Origin of the sequence: Duffyella sp. Ts4 (assembly GCF_051851875.1) — a bacterium.
Classification (GTDB): domain Bacteria; phylum Pseudomonadota; class Gammaproteobacteria; order Enterobacterales; family Enterobacteriaceae; genus Duffyella; species Duffyella gerundensis.
In genome coordinates this window covers 215,685-235,295 of the sequence record NZ_JBLYPN010000003.1, presented here as the reverse complement: position 1 = coordinate 235,295, position 19,611 = coordinate 215,685, and the positions used below count along the sequence as shown (strand labels likewise).

At 55.5% G+C, this 19,611-nt stretch carries 19 protein-coding genes; 12 read left to right on the top strand and 7 right to left on the bottom strand.

What is annotated here, in order from left to right:
• Positions 1–123 precede the first annotated feature (123 nt).
• The 3 genes from ACJY2L_RS06520 (at position 124) to ACJY2L_RS06510 (ending at position 2,931) form a co-directional block, all read left to right on the top strand.
• Positions 124–1,038 (top strand): ATP-grasp fold amidoligase family protein, encoded by a 915-nt coding sequence (locus ACJY2L_RS06520; protein ID WP_439213279.1) that lies wholly within the window; start codon positions 124–126, stop codon positions 1,036–1,038.
• Positions 1,039–1,160: 122 nt separating this feature from the next.
• Positions 1,161–1,736 (top strand): pyridoxamine 5'-phosphate oxidase family protein, encoded by a 576-nt coding sequence (locus ACJY2L_RS06515; RefSeq protein WP_439213278.1) that lies wholly within the window; start codon positions 1,161–1,163, stop codon positions 1,734–1,736.
• Between the two features lie 169 nt (positions 1,737–1,905).
• A complete protein-coding gene (locus ACJY2L_RS06510) occupies positions 1,906–2,931 on the top strand; it encodes an alpha/beta hydrolase family protein (protein WP_439213277.1) in 1,026 nt (341 codons plus the stop codon).
• Here the strand turns inward: ACJY2L_RS06510 and ACJY2L_RS06505 are convergent.
• Positions 2,897–3,979, bottom strand: coding sequence for a helix-turn-helix domain-containing protein (locus ACJY2L_RS06505; protein WP_439213276.1), 1,083 nt, complete (start codon positions 3,977–3,979; stop codon positions 2,897–2,899). The two genes, ACJY2L_RS06510 and ACJY2L_RS06505, sit on opposite strands and share 35 nt — an antisense overlap.
• 431 nt (positions 3,980–4,410) lie before the next feature.
• Here ACJY2L_RS06505 and nhaA point away from each other — a divergent pair, with 431 nt between their 5' ends.
• Positions 4,411–5,598: a Na+/H+ antiporter NhaA gene (gene nhaA, locus ACJY2L_RS06500; RefSeq protein ID WP_439213275.1), complete on the top strand. Its 1,188-nt coding sequence runs from the start codon at positions 4,411–4,413 to the stop codon at positions 5,596–5,598.
• A 63-nt stretch (positions 5,599–5,661) separates the two neighbouring features.
• Here the strand turns inward: nhaA and ACJY2L_RS06495 are convergent, their stop codons facing one another.
• Positions 5,662–6,072, bottom strand: coding sequence for a GFA family protein (locus ACJY2L_RS06495; protein WP_439213274.1), 411 nt, complete (start codon positions 6,070–6,072; stop codon positions 5,662–5,664).
• A 200-nt stretch (positions 6,073–6,272) separates the two neighbouring features.
• Here ACJY2L_RS06495 and ACJY2L_RS06490 point away from each other — a divergent pair, with 200 nt between their 5' ends.
• Positions 6,273–6,926, top strand: a complete 654-nt coding sequence (locus ACJY2L_RS06490; RefSeq protein WP_439213273.1) for an SDR family oxidoreductase — start codon at positions 6,273–6,275, stop codon at positions 6,924–6,926.
• A 213-nt stretch (positions 6,927–7,139) separates the two neighbouring features.
• Positions 7,140–8,588 carry a flagellin N-terminal helical domain-containing protein gene (locus tag ACJY2L_RS06485; protein ID WP_439213272.1) on the top strand — a complete coding sequence of 483 codons (1,449 nt, stop codon included), beginning with the start codon at positions 7,140–7,142 and terminating at the stop codon, positions 8,586–8,588.
• Between the two features lie 92 nt (positions 8,589–8,680).
• On the opposite strand, the gene ACJY2L_RS06480 is transcribed toward ACJY2L_RS06485, so the two are convergent.
• A complete protein-coding gene (locus ACJY2L_RS06480; protein ID WP_439213271.1) occupies positions 8,681–9,829 on the bottom strand; it encodes a Gfo/Idh/MocA family protein in 1,149 nt (382 codons plus the stop codon).
• 267 nt (positions 9,830–10,096) lie between these two features.
• On the opposite strand from ACJY2L_RS06480, the gene ACJY2L_RS06475 reads away from it, so the two are divergent.
• Positions 10,097–10,978 (top strand): BadF/BadG/BcrA/BcrD ATPase family protein, encoded by an 882-nt coding sequence (locus ACJY2L_RS06475; RefSeq protein WP_439213270.1) that lies wholly within the window; start codon positions 10,097–10,099, stop codon positions 10,976–10,978.
• Positions 10,979–11,004: 26 nt separating this feature from the next.
• On the top strand, positions 11,005–12,123 hold the full coding sequence (locus tag ACJY2L_RS06470; protein ID WP_439213269.1) for an ROK family transcriptional regulator: 1,119 nt from the start codon (positions 11,005–11,007) through the stop codon (positions 12,121–12,123).
• 35 nt (positions 12,124–12,158) lie between these two features.
• Here ACJY2L_RS06470 and ACJY2L_RS06465 read toward each other — a convergent pair whose 3' ends face one another.
• Together ACJY2L_RS06465 and ACJY2L_RS06460 are read right to left on the bottom strand one after the other, a co-directional pair.
• A complete protein-coding gene (locus ACJY2L_RS06465; protein WP_439213268.1) occupies positions 12,159–13,250 on the bottom strand; it encodes an ABC transporter ATP-binding protein in 1,092 nt (363 codons plus the stop codon).
• Positions 13,251–13,261: 11 nt separating this feature from the next.
• Positions 13,262–13,864 (bottom strand): GNAT family N-acetyltransferase, encoded by a 603-nt coding sequence (locus tag ACJY2L_RS06460; protein WP_439213267.1) that lies wholly within the window; start codon positions 13,862–13,864, stop codon positions 13,262–13,264.
• Between the two features lie 535 nt (positions 13,865–14,399).
• Here ACJY2L_RS06460 and ACJY2L_RS06455 point away from each other — a divergent pair.
• Genes ACJY2L_RS06455 through ACJY2L_RS06445 form a run of 3 tightly spaced genes read left to right on the top strand, consistent with a single transcriptional unit; the run spans position 14,400 to position 17,449 of the window.
• Positions 14,400–15,713, top strand: a complete 1,314-nt coding sequence (locus ACJY2L_RS06455) for an extracellular solute-binding protein (protein WP_157883950.1) — start codon at positions 14,400–14,402, stop codon at positions 15,711–15,713.
• Positions 15,714–15,761: 48 nt separating this feature from the next.
• Positions 15,762–16,634, top strand: a complete 873-nt coding sequence (locus ACJY2L_RS06450) for a carbohydrate ABC transporter permease (RefSeq protein ID WP_067436501.1) — start codon at positions 15,762–15,764, stop codon at positions 16,632–16,634.
• Positions 16,634–17,449: a carbohydrate ABC transporter permease gene (locus ACJY2L_RS06445; RefSeq protein WP_187488020.1), complete on the top strand. Its 816-nt coding sequence runs from the start codon at positions 16,634–16,636 to the stop codon at positions 17,447–17,449. The genes ACJY2L_RS06450 and ACJY2L_RS06445 overlap by 1 nt, the downstream gene beginning before the upstream one ends.
• 3 nt (positions 17,450–17,452) lie before the next feature.
• Here ACJY2L_RS06445 and ACJY2L_RS06440 read toward each other — a convergent pair whose 3' ends face one another.
• Positions 17,453–18,610: an MFS transporter gene (locus ACJY2L_RS06440; RefSeq protein WP_439213499.1), complete on the bottom strand. Its 1,158-nt coding sequence runs from the start codon at positions 18,608–18,610 to the stop codon at positions 17,453–17,455.
• Between the two features lie 138 nt (positions 18,611–18,748).
• Here ACJY2L_RS06440 and ACJY2L_RS06435 point away from each other — a divergent pair, with 138 nt between their 5' ends.
• On the top strand, positions 18,749–19,249 hold the full coding sequence (locus ACJY2L_RS06435; RefSeq protein ID WP_209502490.1) for a MarR family winged helix-turn-helix transcriptional regulator: 501 nt from the start codon (positions 18,749–18,751) through the stop codon (positions 19,247–19,249).
• A gap of 5 nt (positions 19,250–19,254) precedes the next feature.
• Here the strand turns inward: ACJY2L_RS06435 and ACJY2L_RS06430 are convergent, their stop codons facing one another.
• On the bottom strand, positions 19,255–19,563 hold the full coding sequence (locus tag ACJY2L_RS06430) for a hypothetical protein (RefSeq protein ID WP_067436513.1): 309 nt from the start codon (positions 19,561–19,563) through the stop codon (positions 19,255–19,257).
• Between the last annotated feature and the right edge of the window lie 48 nt (positions 19,564–19,611).

Here is a 19,611-nt window from a genome sequence, read left to right as displayed (position 1 = left end):
ACTCCATCTCGGCTGCTGGCTGGCGGCGTATCAGTTCATGATTGCTGACGCCGCCGATTTATTGCCCTGCCTGCGGTAGCGAGCGTTCTCTGACGAATGATAAGACCAGAGGCAACCATGCATATGCTCAAAAACAGTCTTAAAGCCCTTGAGTACCGGTTTAAAATTGCCCGCTCATGGTTTATCAGCGACCGACGCTATCGGCTGAATAAATTCCAGGCCAAATTCAAACGCAGCCTGAATATTATTTCGCCCTGCTCGCTGAACGATAAAATCAATTACCGCATGATCTACGATAAAAACCCGTTATATACCCGCCTGGCCGACAAGTGGGCGGTACGGGAATATGTCAGTAAGAAAATAGGCGCCGCTTATCTGGTGCCGGTTTTTGGTATCTATCAGCAGCCCGAGGAGATTAATCTGGCTAACCTGCCCGATAAGTTTGTGCTGAAATGCAATCACGACTGCGGCAGCGCGATCGTCTGCGAAGATAAAACGACGTTCGACTGGCAGCAGGCCAGGGCCAAAATGAAATTCTCGCTGGCCAAAAACATGTATTACGCCAGCCGGGAGACGCACTATCGCGATATTTCGCCGTTGATTATCTGTGAAACCTTTATTGAGACCTTAAGCCGCTCAGCAACCGTGCTTGCGCCCGAGCTTTATCGTATTCATTGCTTTTCATCGCGGGCAAAAATTATCGAAGCGGACTTTACCGATGCCAACGGCAAAGAGTATGTGAATGTTTATGATGAGAACTGGCAGCTGCTACCGCTGACGATGGGCTACAGCAACACGCCAGGCGCTATCGCCAGGCCGACGCAGATAAGAACCATGCTGAACATCGCTGAGCGGTTAGCGGAGAACATCGACTATTGCCGCATCGACCTGTTCCTCGACTTTAATAATGATCTCTGGTTTAGCGAGATGACCTTTGCACCCTGCAACGGGCTGATGAAAATCGCGCCGGTGTCCTGGGATTTTATTCTGGGCGAAATGTGGGAGATGAACCCGCCGGTAAAAACCCGGCGCGGCTAATTTGTCAGCTGAAGGTGGTTGAGCGGACTATAATTTTTGCTCGGTCAGTAAACCGTAATGACAATGGCGGGTGTGAAAACATCGGCCAGGTGCCTTCAGCAACGGCTACAGGAAGCAATGCAATGACCCCCATTCAGGATATTGACCTCTCGGCCTGGCAGACGCTGGCAGAGGCCGTGAGCCAGCCTGACAATCCGTTTCGCTATTTAAGCCTCAGTTCGGTTGACGCCGATGGCCAGGCGCAGGCCCGAACGCTGGTGCTGCGCCGGGCCACACAGGCGACGCGGCAACTGGAGTTTCATACCGATATTCGCAGCGCAAAATGGCAGGAACTCGCTGTCAATCCGCGCGTCACGGTATTGGGATACGGCCAGCAATCGCGGCTACAGCTGCGCCTGCAGGGCAACGCGCAGCGCTATGATGCCGACAGCGAGCTGGCCAGCCGCGTCTGGCATTCGCTGCCTGCACATACGCAATCCACCTATACCGGCGGCCCGCCGGACGAGGCGCGTGATATCAGCACCGATCAACCGGCAGAGTCTGCTGATAACCGCGCGGGTAAAGCGCGTTTCGGCGTCATTATCGTGCAGGTTAATCTGCTCGACTGGTATCAACTGCAGCGCGGCAACAATCAGCGCGCCCTGCTGCCTTATAACGATGCGGGCGAACTGGCCGCCGCACGCTGGGTGAATCCGTAGTTAATCACTGTATTAATGTAAACAGCGTAAGAAACGACAGTGCCATCGTATGCACTTATCCCTTTAAGCAATTTGCCAGCATCATTTCTACGACCTGAATCCTGTTTCAGGTCGCCATTAGCATTAGCACCTTGATATAGATGTTTTTTATCAATTAACAGGTGCTGACATGTTCAAAAAAATGTTCATTTTCATTCTGCTTTGGGCCGCATTTTCTTCGTCTCAGGCTGCTACGGGGTTTCGCCAGACATTGCTCATCACAGCTGATGAGCGACCTCTTCACCTTACCTTTTGGTATCCAACCTTAGCCAAAGCGCCTGTTACGCCCGCAGGAGAAAACCGCGTTTTTTATGGAATCAATGTCATCATGAATGCAACGCCTACAGGTAAGCATCACCCGTTGATCGTCCTTTCTCACGGTTATGGCGGGAGCTGGAAAAACCTGAGTTGGTTGGCTGCTGCTTTAGCCGCTAAAGGCTATATCGTGGCTGCACCGGATCATCCAGGAACGACTACAGCGGACAGATCGCCAACAGAAGCCGCCAAATTATGGTTAAGGCCTAAAGATGTGACGCGTACAATAGATTATGCTTTGGGGCATTCAGCACTGATCGGCAGCGTTAACGATAAGCGTATTGCTGCTATTGGCCATTCATTAGGTGGCTGGACCGTGATGGCGCTGGCCGGAGCAAAACTATCACCTGTCCAATTACGCCATGATTGTGAAGAGCCGTTCTCCCAAACGATATGCGGATTAATTCCGACATTGGGCTTGAATCTGCCTGAAGCCGATCGTCAATTTTCATCTTCACTGCAGGATAAACGCATCAGGGCGGTAATCACTCTGGATGCAGGCTTAACGCGTGGATTCACAGAAACAAGCCTGGCGCATCTTTCCATACCGGTGTTAGTAATCGCCGCAGGCACAAATATTGCCGACCTGCCAGCAGAGGCGGAATCAGTGAGACTGGCAAATCTTTTACCAGGAAACGAATCTACTCTACACATTCTGCCCAATGCGACCCACTTTAGCTTTATGCAACGGTGTAAACCTGATGCCAGGCGTATTATTGACGACGCCTCTCCGGGTGATGGCATTATTTGTGACGATGGAAAACCTTATATCAGAAGTAAACTTCACGGCGCTATTCAATATCACATTATTCATTTTTTAAATCGAGAGCTGAATGAGTAGAAATATTTCCAACGCTGGTGAAATCTCCTCTTTTACGGAATTCGCCAGGATTCATTTTACTCACTCGAAGAAATTCACGATTAAAATTCGATTTAGTGCGAAAACCTGACTCCAGCATAATTTCAGTTACCGTGAGCGATGAGTTTAATAATAGATGTTTCGCCTTCGCGATGCGGTAGCTATTGATCATTTGTGAGAAGTTTTTTCCTTCAATGCGATTGATAGCACGTGATATTTTTCTGCCTGGAATCAATAATTTTCGGGCGAGAGATGACAGCGTTAAATCAGGATCGGTATACAGCGGTTTTTCTGCAAGCAGCTGGGCGATTTGCTGGCAAATCGTTTTGTCCTCCAGCTGCTCAGCCTCACTATATACAGATTCAACATATTCAGGTTCAACCTCAGTCAGGAGCCTGTCGCTTTTCGTCTGCTCTTTTTGCGTGACATCTGTTATTGCGAATGCCAGTGCAATTAGCAAAACAGTATGACCTGCTGCGACGATTGCCGCAGCATGATGACCAGCGAAGTAAGCAAAATCAATGGCAATGAACAGGTCTGTTACAGAAGAAAAGCATAACCCTGCGCCAACAATGGCAGCAGCCTTGATGTTGCTTTCCACCTGTTTTTGGCAACTAGTTAAGGCGATGCCGGATGATTTAATAACAGGCCACAAGAGTGCCATTCCGTGGCCCGCAAATAGCAGCGTGATGAAACCATCAACGCTAAACCAGACCAGCGGATATGCCATTAGCACAGCCGTCACAAGCGGAGCAGCAAAGAGTAGTGGAATAAATAGCCGGTGTGAGGGTTTATGATGAACAGTAAAACAGCACCAGGCAACGGCAGGAATCATACTGGCCAAAACAGGCTGAAGGTAAGCGATCAGATTAAACTGGCTGCTCCACCGCAAACCGGCCAACAACATCATGATGATGCAGGCGCACATAAACGTGCTCGTTCCTACAGAAAAGCGGCTTTTTTTAACCCCCTTGACCACAATAATCAGCAGAAGTAGTGCGGTGATAAAGGGAAGAGGAATAGCGGGCATAAGTTACATCCTGTCGTGAATGAAGAGAGCGAAAATATAAATTGATTTTTAATTGCCCAATATAAGCCAAACCGTCAAAACCCATCTCATTGTAACCCGTTATCGCGCATAGCTATCCCCTGTGTTGATACGTCGTTGCTGACCGCACTGTGACGTATTGAGGCTTCGGGCAGAAAGCAGGTGGTACGGAAGAACCTGTACGACTTTCTCAAAAAACCTACTCTTGTGATGCGCAGGCTGCAAAAATGTCCCTGCCTTTAGCTTTACCTGACTTTACGCTCGCCTCCCAATTTACAATTAGCAACATGTTAGAATAAACGCTATCTAATTCATTGTATTAATCAGCGCAGTTTGTGCGAGTTTAAGCCGTCATATTTTAACCCGTGGATCGATCATATTCACAGACTGTCGCCTGTTTTCCAGGAAATAATATGTCAGAAAACAACTCTCAAACCCCAAACGGTGCAGGCAGCATATTTTGCGCCTTTATCAGCTCACCAGCCGCAGGCGGCATCGTGCTGATTCTGGCATCGGCGGCAGCAATCATCATTGCCAACACCGCGCTGCGTGAAAGTTATGAAGGCTTTCTGCACGCCTATATCGGTGGTTTATCGGTTGAGCACTGGATCAATGACGGCCTGATGGCGGTGTTTTTCCTGCTGGTCGGGCTGGAGATCAAGCGTGAGCTGATCGCCGGTGCCCTGTCGAGCTGGAGTCAACGCGCTCTGCCCGGCTTTGCGGCCATGGGCGGTATGGCGGTGCCGGCGCTGATCTATGTCTGGTTCAACGCCGATAACAGCGCCACCTTGCAAGGGTGGGCGATTCCGGCGGCCACCGATATCGCCTTTGCGCTCGGCGTGCTGGCGCTGTTAGGCAGTCGCGTGCCCGCTTCGCTGAAGATTTTTCTTTCCGCGCTGGCGATTCTCGACGATATGGGTGCAGTAGCGATTATTGCCCTGTTCTATACCAACGATATCTCACTGTGGATGCTGGCTGGCGTAACCGCGATGCTGGCGCTGCTGCTGGGGCTGAACCGCGCAGGCGTAACCCGGTTGTTGCCTTATCTGCTGGTGGGCGGCCTGCTGTGGTTCTTCATGTTGAAGTCGGGCGTGCACGCCACCGTGGCGGGCATTTTGCTGGCGCTGTTTATTCCGCTGCAGGGCAATACTGCTGATTCCGTTGCGCCGCTGGAGCGGCTGGAACACAGCATCGCGCCGTGGATCACCTTCCTGATCCTGCCGCTGTTTGGCTTTGCCAACGCTGGTGTGGCGCTGACCGGTATGACCTTTGATGTTTTGGCCGCGCCGGTGCCGATGGGGGTGGCGCTGGGACTATTTTTCGGTAAGCAGATTGGCGTGTTTGGCCTTGCTGCGCTGGCGATTGGCCTGGGTCTGGCGAAGCGCCCGGAAAACAGCTCATGGATGCAGGTCTACGGCGTATCGGTGCTGTGCGGGATTGGCTTTACCATGAGCCTGTTTATCGGCAACCTCGCCTTTGCCGGTAGCCCGGAACGGGTCGATGAGGTCAAAATAGGCGTACTTGCCGGTTCGGTGGTGGCTGCGCTGGTTGGCATGCTAATTCTGCGCTTCTGCGGTTCCCCTGCCCGATCGGGAAATTAATGGCGTCCTACAACAAGCACCGGTTTAGCCGGTGCTTTTTTTTCGCTGATGCTGCGCTGCCGATCAAACCGGCGTGTAGGTAAGATGCCCGACGATACCGCTGCTGTTGCCATCTTTCGGATGGTTAACGCCATCCGTTACCTCCACCGACGTAAAATCAAATGGCGACACGCCCGCAATGCAGGCGACGTTGACGCCATACTGATCGGGGTTTGAGCGACGCTGGTGGAAGGTATAAATGCCGCACACCGAACAGAAATAATGGGCAGCGACACCGGTATTGAAACGGTATTCACTCAGCTTATCTTCGCCTTTAATGACCTCAATGCCTGACAGCGCGGCGGACACCACCACCGCACCACGCATACGGCAATAAGAACAGTTGCAGCGGCGAATAGTATTAAATCCGTCGATCAGCGCAACCTTAAATACCACCGCGCCGCAATGGCACTGGGCAGACAATTTTTCTGACATAGCGATCTCCACAGCCAACAGGATTAATAACATTTTCACGAAAAGCATAGCAGCCACAACCGGCGAGGGATGCGAACGCACTAACGTAACGCAGATGTCAGCCGGGATAAAACCGCAGGGGCGGTAAAATGGGCGGCCCGGTCATGCGCTACATTAGCTGCCTGGCCGGATTATGCATTCATTATGACAACGGAGAGAACATGGCTAAGGTATTCATTATTGGCGCAGCCGGGAAAGTGGGCATTCATCTGACGCGACAGCTTGCCGACAACGGACATCAGGTCTCTGCTCTGCATCGCAAGCCTGAACAGGCCGACACGCTGCAACAAACAGGCGCCACGCCGGTAGCGGGCGATATACAGGCGTTGAGCCGCGATGCGCTGGCTGCGCTGTTAACCGGCCATGACGCGGTAATCTTTACCGCCGGTGCCGGTGGCGCGGGCATCGAGCTGACCAATGCGATCGATGGCGCGGGCCTGGCACTGGCGGTCGACGCCGCCGAATCGGCTCACGTTCGCCGATTCCTGTTGGTTTCCGCCTTCCCCGATGCAGGTCGTGGCAAAACCCCCTCTGAAGGCTTTGAAAACTATATGCGCGTTAAACGCCAGGCAGATGTGTATCTGGCGGCCAGCGCGCTGGACTGGACCATCGTGCGTCCTGGTACGCTGACCGATGAGCCGGCACATGGCTTGATTCACGCCGGGCTGGCGATTGCTTATGGCACTATTCCGCGCGCTGATGTTGCGGCGACGCTGGCGGCACTGATCGATCGGCCTGAGGTGCATCACACCATTATTGAGCTCACCGAAGGCGCGATGCCGGTGGCCGATGCGCTGCAATCGTTGCCGCGCTAAGGCATGATGCCGTGTCTTATGGCACGGCATAAGCCAAATCTTTGCCTGCCCGCCACGCCTTATCACACAAGGCCTCACACCCTTTTTTGCTGAAAATCCTCCACCATCATCATCCACGTGCAAATTTAGCAACGAGATTGTGCGGTTAACCGCTAAAGCCGCCACTTTCGGGGCCGATAAATAACATCACCCTTATAATTGCATTTAGCGACTATGTTGACGATTAATCATAATGACGCTGCGGCAGTGGCAAACAAAAATAGTTTGAACACGACCTCAGTGCTCAGCAAGACCATTGAACGGTTGTCGTCAGGGATGCGAATTAACAATGCAAAGGATGATGCAGCGGGACAGGCGATTGCCAACCGCATGACCGCAAGTATCAACGCGGACAGCGCGGTGGCGCGCGGCCTTAATGATGCCATCAGCTATGCGCAAACTGCCGAAAGCAGCCTTGGCTCAGTGAGTGATCTGCTTATCCGGGCAAAAAGCCTGTCAATCCAGGCGGCCAACGGCACGCTATCCAGCGCCGACCGCATCAGCATAAACGGCGAATATCAGCAAATTCTTGCCGGTATCAACCAGATTGCCAACCAGACTGAAATTTTTGGGCAGTATCCGCTGACCACCAGTAAGCCCGATTTGCCGCCGGTGCTGCTGGGCAACGTTCAGCCGATCAACACCCGGTTTCCTGAAGCCGGTAAGAATTACTCATTCACCTCAGGCGTAGTGCCGCTGGCTTACATTCCTGCCGGGGCGACAAATATCGTGATCAACCTCGATTCGTTGGCGCAGGATGATGATGTGCAGCTTTTCACCCGTGACGGCAGGCATCTGGCCGGTACGCCGATCAATGGCAGCGAGCCCGATTTCACATGGGTGAGTAAAGGCATCACGGATAACGCTACGGCAACCACAAAACTGCTGGTGCCCGCTAACGGCTTCGCAGCTGGCGCGAGCTATAACGACACAGATCTGATTGACGGCGGCCCGGTGTGGGCCAGCGCTGGCAGCGCGTTGAACTATAACGGCATGAACATTACCTATAGCGGTGATGGCGATCGTTATGAAGACAGCACCAACGGCGACGTTAACAACGGCAAAATTGCCAGTAATTCGCTGGAACGCCTTGCCATCGATAACGTACAGGAAGATTTGATTGTGGTGGTGGTTGGCAACGGATCGTTTAACAGCAACCTGACCTGGGGAGTGCTGCCGGAACCTACGATGGTGCCCGCCATTCCACCGAAGCAGAGCCGCCCGATGGAGGTGATCACCAGCGCCGACTTTGGTCAGCCGGTGCAATCGGACAGCATTCCGGCCACGCCAAGCGATACCAAAACGCTGGGCCTGAATAACACTACGCTGCTTTCTGAAGGCGATATTGCCATCAGCATGAATGCGCTGGATAAAGCGCTGGAAAAGGTCAGCCAATATCGCGGCATCTACGGCGCAAAAATCAACCGCTATGAATCGAACAAGGCGGTGCTAAACCAGCACGGTATGGACATGCAATCGGCTCGCAGTCGTATTCAGGACGCAGATTATGCGCAGGAAGCCAGTCAGCTGGCACGCACGCAAATCCTGCAGCAGGGGCAAACCGCGGTGGCTAAACTGGCGAATCAATCGCCGGAACGGGTACTGGCGCTGCTGCGCGACTAACGGTAACGGGCATAAAAAAACCGGCCTGTAAGGGCCGGTAATCTTTTCAGTTCGCTCAGGAAAAGCGGAAATGGGCGAAACGTGTTCGGGTATCAGCGCCCTAAATGGCGATCGAATGCCTGCCAGCTGGCAGTAAGATCGATGACCGATTTTGTCTTGCGCGCCTCATCAATTTTAATCGCCGTCAAACCTGCTTCCAGCGCGTCAATCACCGAGACTTTCAGCGGCACACCCTGCTTCATGTGCTTAACAATCTCTTCCGCCATCAGTGCATCGGCGCCATAATGGCCATCGTAAGCGTTGCCGCTGTAGGTGGTATCGACTTCGCGTTCGCTGGTGCGCGCATTGTGGACGCGAAAATAGTTGCGCACGAAATCCCCTTCCGCCATGCCGTCGGTGCCAATCACGCAAAACCGGCGGAATTCATCGGGCACGTTAAGGTTGGCGTGAAACGACAGCGTGGCGCCGTTTTGATATTCGATCAGTGCGGTCTGGTAATCCACAATGTCGGCATCACTGTCGAATACCGCGTCGGTGCTTGACCAACCGCTGGGCTTGAGATGATAAACCTCAGCGCTGGCGGTGATATCGCCCTGCGGCGCATGCGCGGGCGTAAACGATTTGCGGCCACCAAAGCTGGCCACGCGCAGCGGGCGCTCCTGCAGTAGCCCCTGATAGAGATCGATATCATGACAGCATTTTTCCAGAATGTACGGACCGGCATATTTCTCCAGACGCCGCCAGTCGCGCTGGAAAAACGCGCCGTGATAAGGCTTGATATGCTCGGTGGCTTCAATCGAGGTGATTTCACCGAGCTGACCGGCATCACGCGCCGCCAGCAGATCGTGATAAAGCGGCGAATAGCGCAATACCAGCCCAACCAGAATGCGCTGCTCGCCATACTGTTTGACCAGATCTGCCATCGCCAGCGTCTGTGCTTCGTTGATCACCACCGGCTTTTCGGTAAACACGGTATAGCCCGCCGCCAGCCCCTGACCAATGTGTTCAAGGTGCATAAAGTTGGGTGAGCCCACCAGCAGCAGATCGTAGCCGCCTGCATTCAGCAGTGCCTCGACGCTGTCGAATGCCTGCCCCGCCGAAATACCAAAGCGTTGCAGATTCGGCAGCCCCGCCGGCGCAGGATCGTAATAACCGGTGATGGAAAAGTCCGGATCGGCGTTGCGTAACTCGTTTACCACGTTAGAAAGGCGAAAACCCAGCCCGATGATGCCCACTTTCATGTTTGAACCTCTGGAGTAGATGCGTACATAGACGGTCGGCACAGACCATCGGTGATAATCTATACACCAACTTAGTACGGCAGAAAAAGTAATGTCAATAAGCACCATGACCTGTAATGATGGTTAAATATTCAACATTATAATAAATAAGCATTTTTATTATTTAAAATGGCCCGCTATTTATTTGTTATTGCGATTTAAGTTTTTATGTCCTATCTTTCGCACATCTGTCACTGCCTGGTCACAGGGATTCGCTGGAGGAATTGCGTGCATCAACACTATCTGCTGGGAATTGATGGCGGTGGAACCCACTGTCGTGCGCGCCTGACCACTTTTCACGGCGAGTTGCTGGCGGAATGTCAACGCGGCTCAGCCAACGTATTCAGCGATTTCTCCGGCGCCACCGCCGCGCTCACGGAGCTCATCGATCAGACCTTTAGCCTTGCCGGATTAGGCGCACAGGCGCGCGAACAGACCACCACCGTTGCCGGTCTTGCCGGTGCTAACGTCGCTTCAGTGGCGCGTGCGCTGGCGGCATGGCGTTCGCCAGAGACCGGTTTTCATTGCTGCACCGATGTGGAAATTGCCTGCATGGGCGCGCATCAGGGCGCACCCGGTGCGGTGCTGATCGTCGGCACCGGCAGCCAGGGCGCCGCGTGGAACGGCGAAACCTTTACGCTGTTGGGCGGTTGGGGCTTTGCCCTTTCCGATCATGGTTCCGGTGCCGAGCTTGGCCGTCGCGCGCTGCGCTATGCGCTGCTGGCGCATGAGGCTATCGTTCCCCCTACGCCGCTGACCCGCCAGCTAATGGCCGAATTCAACCACTGCCCGGAAACGTTGTTGCTGTGGACACGTCAGGCCACGCCCGCTGACTGGGCGCGCTTTGCGCCCTGGGTGTTTGCAGCGGCCACAGATAACGATGCTGCTGGCGTCACGCTGATCGGCGACACCGCGCACGACATCACCTTGCTCACCGACAAACTCAGGCAGCTCAGCCACGGCAATATTGCGCTGATGGGCGGCATCGCTGCGCCGATCCTCTCCTGGCTCCCCGTAGCGCGACGGGCTGAAATCGTGCCGCCTCAGGGCGATGCCCTCAGCGGTGCCCTGCTGCTGGCGCGTCAGTACGCTGGCGTCACCGCCGGTTAACCTTTTTTCAGTCGCGGAAGAGAATTATGACGGCGCCGAACATGACCGCACGCATCTTACGACTGATCGTTGAGAACTCACCGGTCAGCCAGTCCGACCTCAAGGTGAGAAGCGGGCTCAGCATGTCCACTGTTTCTCAGGCGGCCAATCGGCTGCTGGCCCAGGGCGTCATTCACGAACTGGGGCTGCGCCGCGTGTCAATGGGGCGACCTAAAACCCTGCTCGGTCTCAATCCCGATTACGCCAGCGTGATTGGCATTCAGCTCAACGCCGAACGCAACCTGATCGTCATGACTGACTTAACCGGCAAGCTGCTGGGCGAACAGCAGATGCCCTCTGGCGCAATGACGCCACGCCAGCTCGGCGATGCGCTGGCAAAATTTCTGCGCACGGTTGAGGACAAACGCGTCGGCGCCATTGGCCTGGCGATCTCCGGGCTGGTCGATGCGGCCAACGGGTCCTGTATTCGCTCACGTGTGCTGGAGTGGGAAAACGTGCCGATTGCACGCCTGCTCGAAGCACGCTTTTCCCTGCCGGTATTTATTGAAAACGACGCCAACGCCATGGCGATGGCGGCGCTGGTGTTTGGTCAGCTCGGCACCGCGCACTCTGCGATTATCGCCACCTACGGCAAGGGCATTGGCGCCGGTATCGTGCTGGAACGTCAGCTCTATCGCGGGCGGTTCGGCAAGGCGGGCGAAATTGGTCACGGCTTATTAGGCGACGGCTCTAAACGGCTGCTGGAGGATGTGGCGGCGTCGCAGGCGATTCTCGATCGGGTCAACGCCGCACGCGGCGGGCATGCCACCAGCTTACAAGCGCTGGACAATCAGCCCGACAGCGACACGCTAGCCATCCTCAACGACGCCGGGGAACACCTTGGCATCTCGCTGGCGAACCTGTCAGTGGCCTTTGATCCCGACGTGGTTTATCTGGCGATGGAACCGCAAATGGCGTCGCGTATTTTGCTCGATGCCATTACCCAAAGTTTTCAGCAGTACCGCCTCAGGCTCTCTCCGCACGTAACGCCGCTGCAGTTCCTCACCGACTCCAACCGCATGTGGGCGCTGGGTGCGGCCGGTTTTGCGGTCAATCAACTGCTGGATGTGCTGTCAGCCGAAGCGGATGGCGATCCCGACGCCTGACGCCGACTCACCACCGCCCCGCTTCTGTTATGCGTTTAACGCAACCGCTGACCCTGCTGATCAAACAGCAGGCAACTGGCGGGATCGATCGCCCAACTCACGCTATCGCCCAGTTCGGCGGCGCTCTCTTCACGGCACTCAATAGTCAGTAACGCCTCGCGGCCAATATCCAGATAGAGATAGTTGGTATGGCCCAGCTTTTCCATAAACGACAGGGTGGCGCTGAATTGCAGCGACGAATTCGCCTGCGTGGCGGGCAGGAAATGCTCTGGACGAATGCCTAGCTGAACCTGTTGCCCTTCCTGGCACGGCGCCGCAATCGGCAGCACCACATCGGCAATGTTGAGTTCCGGCAGCCGCAGCTGAACTTCGCCTGGCCGCACCGCGGCGATCTCTGCCTGTAAAAAGTTAATGCGCGGCGAACCGATAAAACCGGCCACGAACAGATTATCGGGATCGCGGTAGAGATCGAGCGGCGCGCCCACCTGCTCAATGCGTCCCTGACGTAGCACCACGATGCGGTCCGCCAGCGTCATCGCCTCCAGCTGATCGTGCGTGACATAAATCATGGTGTTACCCAGCGAGGCGTGCAGACGGGCAATCTCAATGCGCATCTGCAAACGCAGCTCGGCATCGAGATTCGAAAGCGGTTCATCGAACAGAAAGATACGTGGATGGCGGATAATGGCGCGCCCGATGGCCACGCGCTGACGCTGACCGCCGGAAAGCGCGCGCGGCAGGCGATCGAGCAGTTCGGTGAGATGCAGCTTATCTGCGGTCGCCTGAATGGCCGCCGTCACTTCTGCCTTGGGCCGTTTTGCCACCTCCAGCGGATAGGCAAGATTGGCGCGCACCGTCATATTGGGATAGAGCGCGTAAGACTGGAACACCATGGCAATGCCGCGTTCGGTGGCGGGCTTGTGCGTCATGTCCTGCTCATCAATCAGCAGCTTGCCGCCGCTGATCTCCTCCAGACCGGCAATCATGCGCAGCAGCGTCGATTTCCCGCAGCCTGACGGCCCGACAAATACCACAAACTCACCGCTGTTGATCGTCAGATCGATGCCATCAATCACCTGAATGTGTTCATAGGACTTCTTAACCTTTTGGAGTCGCAGGCTGGTCATGACTTACCTCATCAGAGTTGCTGGGCCATATAAATGGCGTTGCTGCGGACGACGTGCTCGAAGCCAAGCCGTTGATAAAAGGCGCAAACCTGCTCGTTTTGCAGGCTAACGCCAAGATAAACCCCGGAAACGCCCGCCCGGCGCAGCGCGGCAAGTTCCGTTTCAATCAACCGCCTGCCCCAGCCGCCTTTTTGCGCTACCGGCAGCAGGTTGATATGCAGGTGCGCTGGCCAGCGTGAGGTCAGGCTGGTCGCTGCCCTTTCCGGCTGGTGAACATAAGCGAGGATTTTGTCATCCAGCGGCGCTTTGGCCGTGCGGTCGTGCCAGGCGGCCTGCCACTGGGGCCACCACTGTTGTTCGAGCTGCGTTTCAAAGGCTTCGGTATCAGGCGTTGCCACCACATAGCCGACAACCTCGCCCTGGCTTTCCAGCACAAAAGCGAAGGCTGGTGCAAAACGCAGGTAGGGAATGACAAAGCGTTGACCGGGATAGTGCGCATCGGAATAGAGCGCCGTGGCATCGCTACCGGCATTGGCGGTTTGCAGACAAATTTGATACAGCGCGGCCTCATCCTGCGGCTGCGCCTGGCGAATTACTGCATCATCCAGGGTCATGGCGGGTTCTCTTGAGCAGAATATGAACATCCTCACGGTAGTGAAAGCTGACTTAGTTTTCAAGAAAGAATAATTAATCGATAGCGCAAAGTGTGACCTGCCATAGCAAGTTGCTATTACCCATGGCTTCCGCCGCTGATCAACACCGTCCCGCACGGCGTCTGCTGCCGTAGCCCGTGCATGCCGTACCACCGTACCCCGCGCGATAATAACTTTTTCATATGGTTAAGCCGCGTTTACTGCGGCTTAACCGCTATTAAGCGGAGGGATTGCGTTCCCATTAGCGCTGCAAATTCATCCAGTTAAGCCGCTTTTTCCCCGCAGAGCAAAATCAGACGGCACGCTTTTTGAGCAGGATCGCAAAGCCAGAAAATGCCCGCCGCCCTGTTTGACTTTCTTTTTCACATAAAGTAAGTATTGATGATGCAGCACAGAACAGGGCAACCGGCGGGATGCGGGGTTGTAATGAGGAAAGGATGCGCCTTCTCGTTGGGAGAATCAGGGCACTATGATCAACGTACTCAGCACGTCTGCAATGACCCGCACCACGGCTCGCCGTCTCACTCAGCTGGTTAGCGCCGCCTTGTTGGCTGGCGCCTGCGCCACATCCGCCAGCGCGGTGACCCTGTCAGAATGGGATATTTACAACTATCCTGGCCAGACCGAAGCCGTCGATGACGGCATCAAGGAATTTTCCAGCCAGAATCCTGGCATCACCATCCAGCGTTCAGTTCACTCGTTCGACGATACGCGTATTCCGCTCAAGCTGGCGCTCTCTGGCGGCGACGGCCCGCAGATTGCTCAGGTTAATCAGGGCGGCGGCGATATGGGATCGCTGGTGAAAGACAAGCTGTTGCAGCCGCTGGACAGCTATGCGCAACAGTACGGCTGGACCACCCGCTTTCCCGATTCGATCCTGAAGCGTAACCGCTGGTCAGACAAGCTCGATTTCGGCAGCGGCAAACTGTATGGCGTCGCCAGCCTCGGCGAAATGGTCGGGCTTTATTACAACAAAGCGCTGCTGGATAAGGCGGGCATCGCCGTGCCGAAAACCTTGTCAGAGCTGGAAAGCGCCATGGCGAAGCTCAAGGATCAGGGCGTGGCGCCGCTGATGATGGGCCTGCTCGATGGCAGTATGGGTCAGCAGGTGCTGGGCAGCGTCTGGCAGGCGCAGATCGACAGCGGCGATCGCAAGAAGCTTGATGACCTGATTTATGACATCGGCGGCAGCTTCAAAGATGAGAAGCTGATCAAGGCGGCGGGCATGATGCAGGCGTGGAACAAAAAAGGGTATCTGTTCCCCGGCTACCAGGGCATTGGCAAAGACGATGCGGCCACGTTGTTCCAGAATGGTCAGGCGGCCTTTCTGATCAGCGGCACCTGGTATCTCAGCCAGTTTAAGCAGAATAAAGATATCCACTTTGCTGCCATGCCTGCGGCGGACGGCGTCGCGCATCCGCTGGGCGTCGGCGGCACCGATCTGGCCTTTTCCGTCACCAGCACGGCAAAAACCCAGGAACAGCGCGATGCTGGCGCAAAATTCATTAACTATATGGTCTCCGACAGCATGGCCAACCGCTGGCTGCAGGTCGGCTTCCTGCCGGCTACCGCCAGTAAAAACGTGACAATCCCGGCGGATAATCCGCTGCTGGGTGAAGCTTATCAGGTGTGGCTGGCGCTCAATCAATACGACGGCCTTGGGCATTACACCGACTGGGCGACGCCAACCATGCTGGCGGAACTTAATCAGGGCGTTCAGTTGCTGATGGCCGACCGGCTGACGCCCCAGCAGCTGGCTACTAATCTGGACGATAACTATCAGCGTTACCTGAAAACCCTGAAACATTAATGTTGACCCGCCACGCTGAGGTGGCGGGTGATTTTGCAGGTGAACCCCATGTTGAATCTGAGCAGCTGGCGCAACTTTCTTTATGTTCTGCCCGCGATGGCGATTTACGCCCTGTTTCTGCTTTTCCCGCTGCTGGCGTCGCTGGGCATCAGTTTTACCGACTGGGACGGCACCTCTCTGCCGGTCTACAACGGCGTAGCGAACTTTATGCGCATGTTCAGCGATCCGGTGTTCTGGATAGCGCTCGGCAACAACGTCATGTTGATGCTGTTCTATACGCTGTTCCCGATTCTGGTTGGCCTGACGCTGTGCAGCTTTCTGTATGAAACGCGCAATCAAACCGAACGCAGTACGCTGCGGGTGCTGTTTTTCCTGCCTTATATTATGCCGATGGCGGTGCTGGGCGTGGTCTGGCGCTGGCTCTACAATCCGGCGTTTGGGCCGATCGATCAGCTGCTGCGCGCGATCGGTTTACCGCATCTGGCGCTCTCCTGGCTGGGCGATTTTACCTGGGCGCTGCCGGCGGTGGGCTTTGTCGCCACCTGGTATTTCTTCGGTTTCTGTCTGGTGCTGTTTATGGCCGGGTTACAGCGCATGGACCCGTCGCTGCTGGAAGCGGCCGAGCTGGATGGCTCATCGCGTCGACAGAAGTTTTTGCGCATTACTCTGCCTTCACTGCGCCCGGAGATCCGCATTGCGCTGCTGATGACGGTGATTGCCAGCCTCAAAGCGTTTGACCTGGTCTATGTGATGACCCAGGGCGGACCGGGTACCAGCACAATGGTGACCAACATCTTTATGTATAAGCAGGGCTTTGATCTGCACAACTTTGGTTACGCTTCCGCCGTGGCGGTATTCAGCATGATCATTGTGTTAGTGATAAATGGCCTGATTCACTTTGCCATTCGGGAGCGTAACTGATGCGAGGCACGCCACTTTTTCCGCGGGCGATGATTTGGCTGATCGCCCTGATGACCATCCTGCCCTTTTTGATGGCGCTGATGACCTCGTTCAAAACGCAGATGGAGCTGTTTCAGGGCGTATTTACCCTGCCCTCCTCGCTGAACTTCAGTAACTACGTCACCGCGTGGCATCAGGGGCACTTCAACACCTACTTTATGAACTCGGTGATCGTGGTGTTTCCGGTGGTGATATGCAGCATTCTGCTCGGCATTCTCGCCGGGTTTGGCTTCGGCATGCTGAAGATTCCGGGCAAAAAGCTGCTGGCCGCGCTGCTGGCACTCGGTATGGTTTTGCCCAGCGAAGCCTTTATTATTCCGCTCTATCACGAGCTGCGCTGGATGGGGCTGACGAATACCTATCTGGCGCTGATTCTGCCGCAGATCGCGCTGTCACTGCCTTTTACCACCTTGATGATTGCCACCGCGTTTCAGCAGATCCCCAAAGAGCTGATTGAAGCCTCGGTGATGGACGGCGCATCGCGGGCGAAGATTTTGTGGGGCATTCTGGTGCCTGCCATCTGGCCAACGCTGTCGACGCTGGCGCTGCTGCTGTTTATCTGGACGTGGAATGAGTTCCTGATCCCGCTGATTCTGGTTAATAAAGATGAACTGCGCACCCTGCCGATCGGCATGATGTTTTTCCAGAATAAAAACACCATCGATATTCCGGTGCTGATGGCGGGTGCGATGATCGTGATTTTGCCGCTGTTGGCTATCTTCCTGGTGTTCCAGCGCAAATTTATCAGCGGCGTTACCGAGGGCGCGGTGAAGTAAGCCTTATTGCCTCGCGTTCAGCGGCCTGAAACGCGTGGCAATGATCAGCAGTACGATCACGCCCGCGCTCATGATTAGCCAGGCGACGTTAAGCGAGTCAGCACGATCGCGCACCACACCCGCGATAACCGGCATGGTGGCGGCAATCAGGTAGCCGCCGCCCTGCACCCTGGCGAGCAGCTTGCCCGCTTCCGCTGCCGTCGCGGCATGATCCAGGGTAACGGTCAGTGAAAGCGGAAACAGCGCGCCAATTCCCAGCCCCAACAGCAGCGTGGAGATCTCCGGCATCTCGCCCGGCCAGCCAATCAGGCAGATCAACCCAGCCAGCAGTAACAGCAGCACCAGCATTAACAGCGGTCGCCGATCGCTGAAGCGGTGCACCACCAGCGAGACCATAAATCCAGCGGCCACTTCGGTCAGTGTCAATCCCGCCAGCAGATATCCGCTGCTGCGTGCGCTCCAGCCTGCGGCAATATAGAGCGCCGGAAGCCAGGCCAGTACCAGCGTATAGGCTGCCGTGCCGATACCGAAAAAGATCAGCAGCAGCCAGGCGCGTTGGGTGGTGCGTGGGACAACGGCTGCGGCAGTCGGCGCGGCGGTCTGTTGTGCGATGCCCGTCAGCCAGATGACCAATGCGATGATCGCTGGCAGCGCCGCCGCTGCGAGAGTGAAATGAATGCCCACTGTCTCCGCAGCCGGGGCAGCACTGGCCGCGGCCAGCGCCGCGCCCGCCATAATGCCGGTAGAAAACAGCGACATCAGCGTGCCCGCTGAACGGGCGTAATCTCGTTTAATCATGGTCGGGATCAGCGCCTGTATCATGCCAATACCGGCGCCCGCCAGCAGCGCAGTGGCGATCAGCCAGAGGGCATTGAGGCTGAAGACCCTTAGCGCCGCTGCCAGCGCCAGAATAAACAGCCCGATAGCGATGCCGCGCCACGCGCCGGTGTGCCTGAGCAGCGTTGGTCCAGCCAGCGCTGCCAGCCCCATCATCGCCACCGGTAACGTGGTGAGCAGGCTGAACTGGGTGGCCGACAGCCCGGCGGTGCTCTGCAGCAAAGGAAAAAGCGGGCCTACCGCCGCCAACACCGGGCGCAGATTCAGCCCGACAAGAAAGGTAATTAATGCGAACATTACGCCAGCGGGCAACAGAGCTTTCATCATCGGTTCCTTAACAGGGATAGGTTCAGCGCAGCCGTCACCACTGCGCCATCTATCTTAACGTTAAGATATAAAGGTTATAATGAAAAGCCGCAGCGCACCGGCGGACACAAACCCACAGAATAAACAGGGAATAACATGCAGGATCATATCGATTTCGTTGTCGATCAGTGGCGATCGGCCATGCCGGAACTGGATGCCTCATCCATGGCGATTTTTGGCCGCATGCTGCGGCTGATGAAACATCTGGCCAAAGCGCGCGCCGTCGCGCTGGAACCCTTTGGCTTTCATGAAGGTGAATTTGACGTGCTGGCGACGCTGCGGCGCGCCGGAAAACCTTATCGCCTCTCGCCGACGCAGCTCTATACCTCGCTGCTGGTGACGTCCGGTGCCATGACCAACCGGCTGAATCGTCTGACTAATGAAGGCATGATTGAACGGCTGGCCGATCCACAGGATGGCCGAAGTATGCTGGTGGGGTTAACCCGACGTGGCGTGGAGACGATTGAGCAGGCGGTGCACGTGCATACCGAGACGCAAAATGCGCTGTTGCAGGGGCTGGATAGCGAGCAGCAAAAACAGCTCAGCGAGCTGCTTAAGGCATTACTGGTGACGCATCCGGGTGAAGCGACGGGCTGAACGAATCAGCGTTTTTTGTAGCGGTTAACCGAGGCGGTCCAGCTGAAGTCGCTGACTTCACTGGCGGCAAGCGAAGCGGGTTTCTTTTTACGCACGGGCTTTTTAGCCGCCAGCGCCTTCTCTTTCTCTTTTTCCAGCTTGATAGCCATGACGGTGTGTCGCGCTTCGGTGGTCAGCTCTTTCTCTTTTTTAGCATCCGGTTGTTTGCCGGTGCGCTGCACGAACTTCTGCATCAGCGCGTTGAACGCTTCGTCCACAGCCACGCGCTCATCAGCGGTAAACTGGTCGATTGAAATCATTTTCTTGTCGTTCATAGCATCTGCCTGATAGTGAATACACGCCATCAGCTTAGAGTAAGCGCG

Coding starts and splice junctions, on each gene's coding strand:
- ACJY2L_RS06520 (WP_439213279.1), top strand. CDS start 124: ATGCTCAAAAACAGTCTTAAAGCCCTTGAGTACCGGTTTAAAATTGCC.
- ACJY2L_RS06515 (WP_439213278.1), top strand. CDS start 1,161: ATGACCCCCATTCAGGATATTGACCTCTCGGCCTGGCAGACGCTGGCA.
- ACJY2L_RS06510 (WP_439213277.1), top strand. CDS start 1,906: ATGTTCAAAAAAATGTTCATTTTCATTCTGCTTTGGGCCGCATTTTCT.
- ACJY2L_RS06505 (WP_439213276.1), bottom strand. CDS start 3,979: ATGCCCGCTATTCCTCTTCCCTTTATCACCGCACTACTTCTGCTGATT.
- nhaA (WP_439213275.1), top strand. CDS start 4,411: ATGTCAGAAAACAACTCTCAAACCCCAAACGGTGCAGGCAGCATATTT.
- ACJY2L_RS06495 (WP_439213274.1), bottom strand. CDS start 6,072: ATGTCAGAAAAATTGTCTGCCCAGTGCCATTGCGGCGCGGTGGTATTT.
- ACJY2L_RS06490 (WP_439213273.1), top strand. CDS start 6,273: ATGGCTAAGGTATTCATTATTGGCGCAGCCGGGAAAGTGGGCATTCAT.
- ACJY2L_RS06485 (WP_439213272.1), top strand. CDS start 7,140: ATGTTGACGATTAATCATAATGACGCTGCGGCAGTGGCAAACAAAAAT.
- ACJY2L_RS06480 (WP_439213271.1), bottom strand. CDS start 9,829: ATGAAAGTGGGCATCATCGGGCTGGGTTTTCGCCTTTCTAACGTGGTA.
- ACJY2L_RS06470 (WP_439213269.1), top strand. CDS start 11,005: ATGACGGCGCCGAACATGACCGCACGCATCTTACGACTGATCGTTGAG.
- ACJY2L_RS06465 (WP_439213268.1), bottom strand. CDS start 13,250: ATGACCAGCCTGCGACTCCAAAAGGTTAAGAAGTCCTATGAACACATT.
- ACJY2L_RS06460 (WP_439213267.1), bottom strand. CDS start 13,864: ATGACCCTGGATGATGCAGTAATTCGCCAGGCGCAGCCGCAGGATGAG.
- ACJY2L_RS06455 (WP_157883950.1), top strand. CDS start 14,400: ATGACCCGCACCACGGCTCGCCGTCTCACTCAGCTGGTTAGCGCCGCC.
- ACJY2L_RS06450 (WP_067436501.1), top strand. CDS start 15,762: ATGTTGAATCTGAGCAGCTGGCGCAACTTTCTTTATGTTCTGCCCGCG.
- ACJY2L_RS06445 (WP_187488020.1), top strand. CDS start 16,634: ATGCGAGGCACGCCACTTTTTCCGCGGGCGATGATTTGGCTGATCGCC.
- ACJY2L_RS06440 (WP_439213499.1), bottom strand. CDS start 18,610: ATGAAAGCTCTGTTGCCCGCTGGCGTAATGTTCGCATTAATTACCTTT.
- ACJY2L_RS06435 (WP_209502490.1), top strand. CDS start 18,749: ATGCAGGATCATATCGATTTCGTTGTCGATCAGTGGCGATCGGCCATG.
- ACJY2L_RS06430 (WP_067436513.1), bottom strand. CDS start 19,563: ATGAACGACAAGAAAATGATTTCAATCGACCAGTTTACCGCTGATGAG.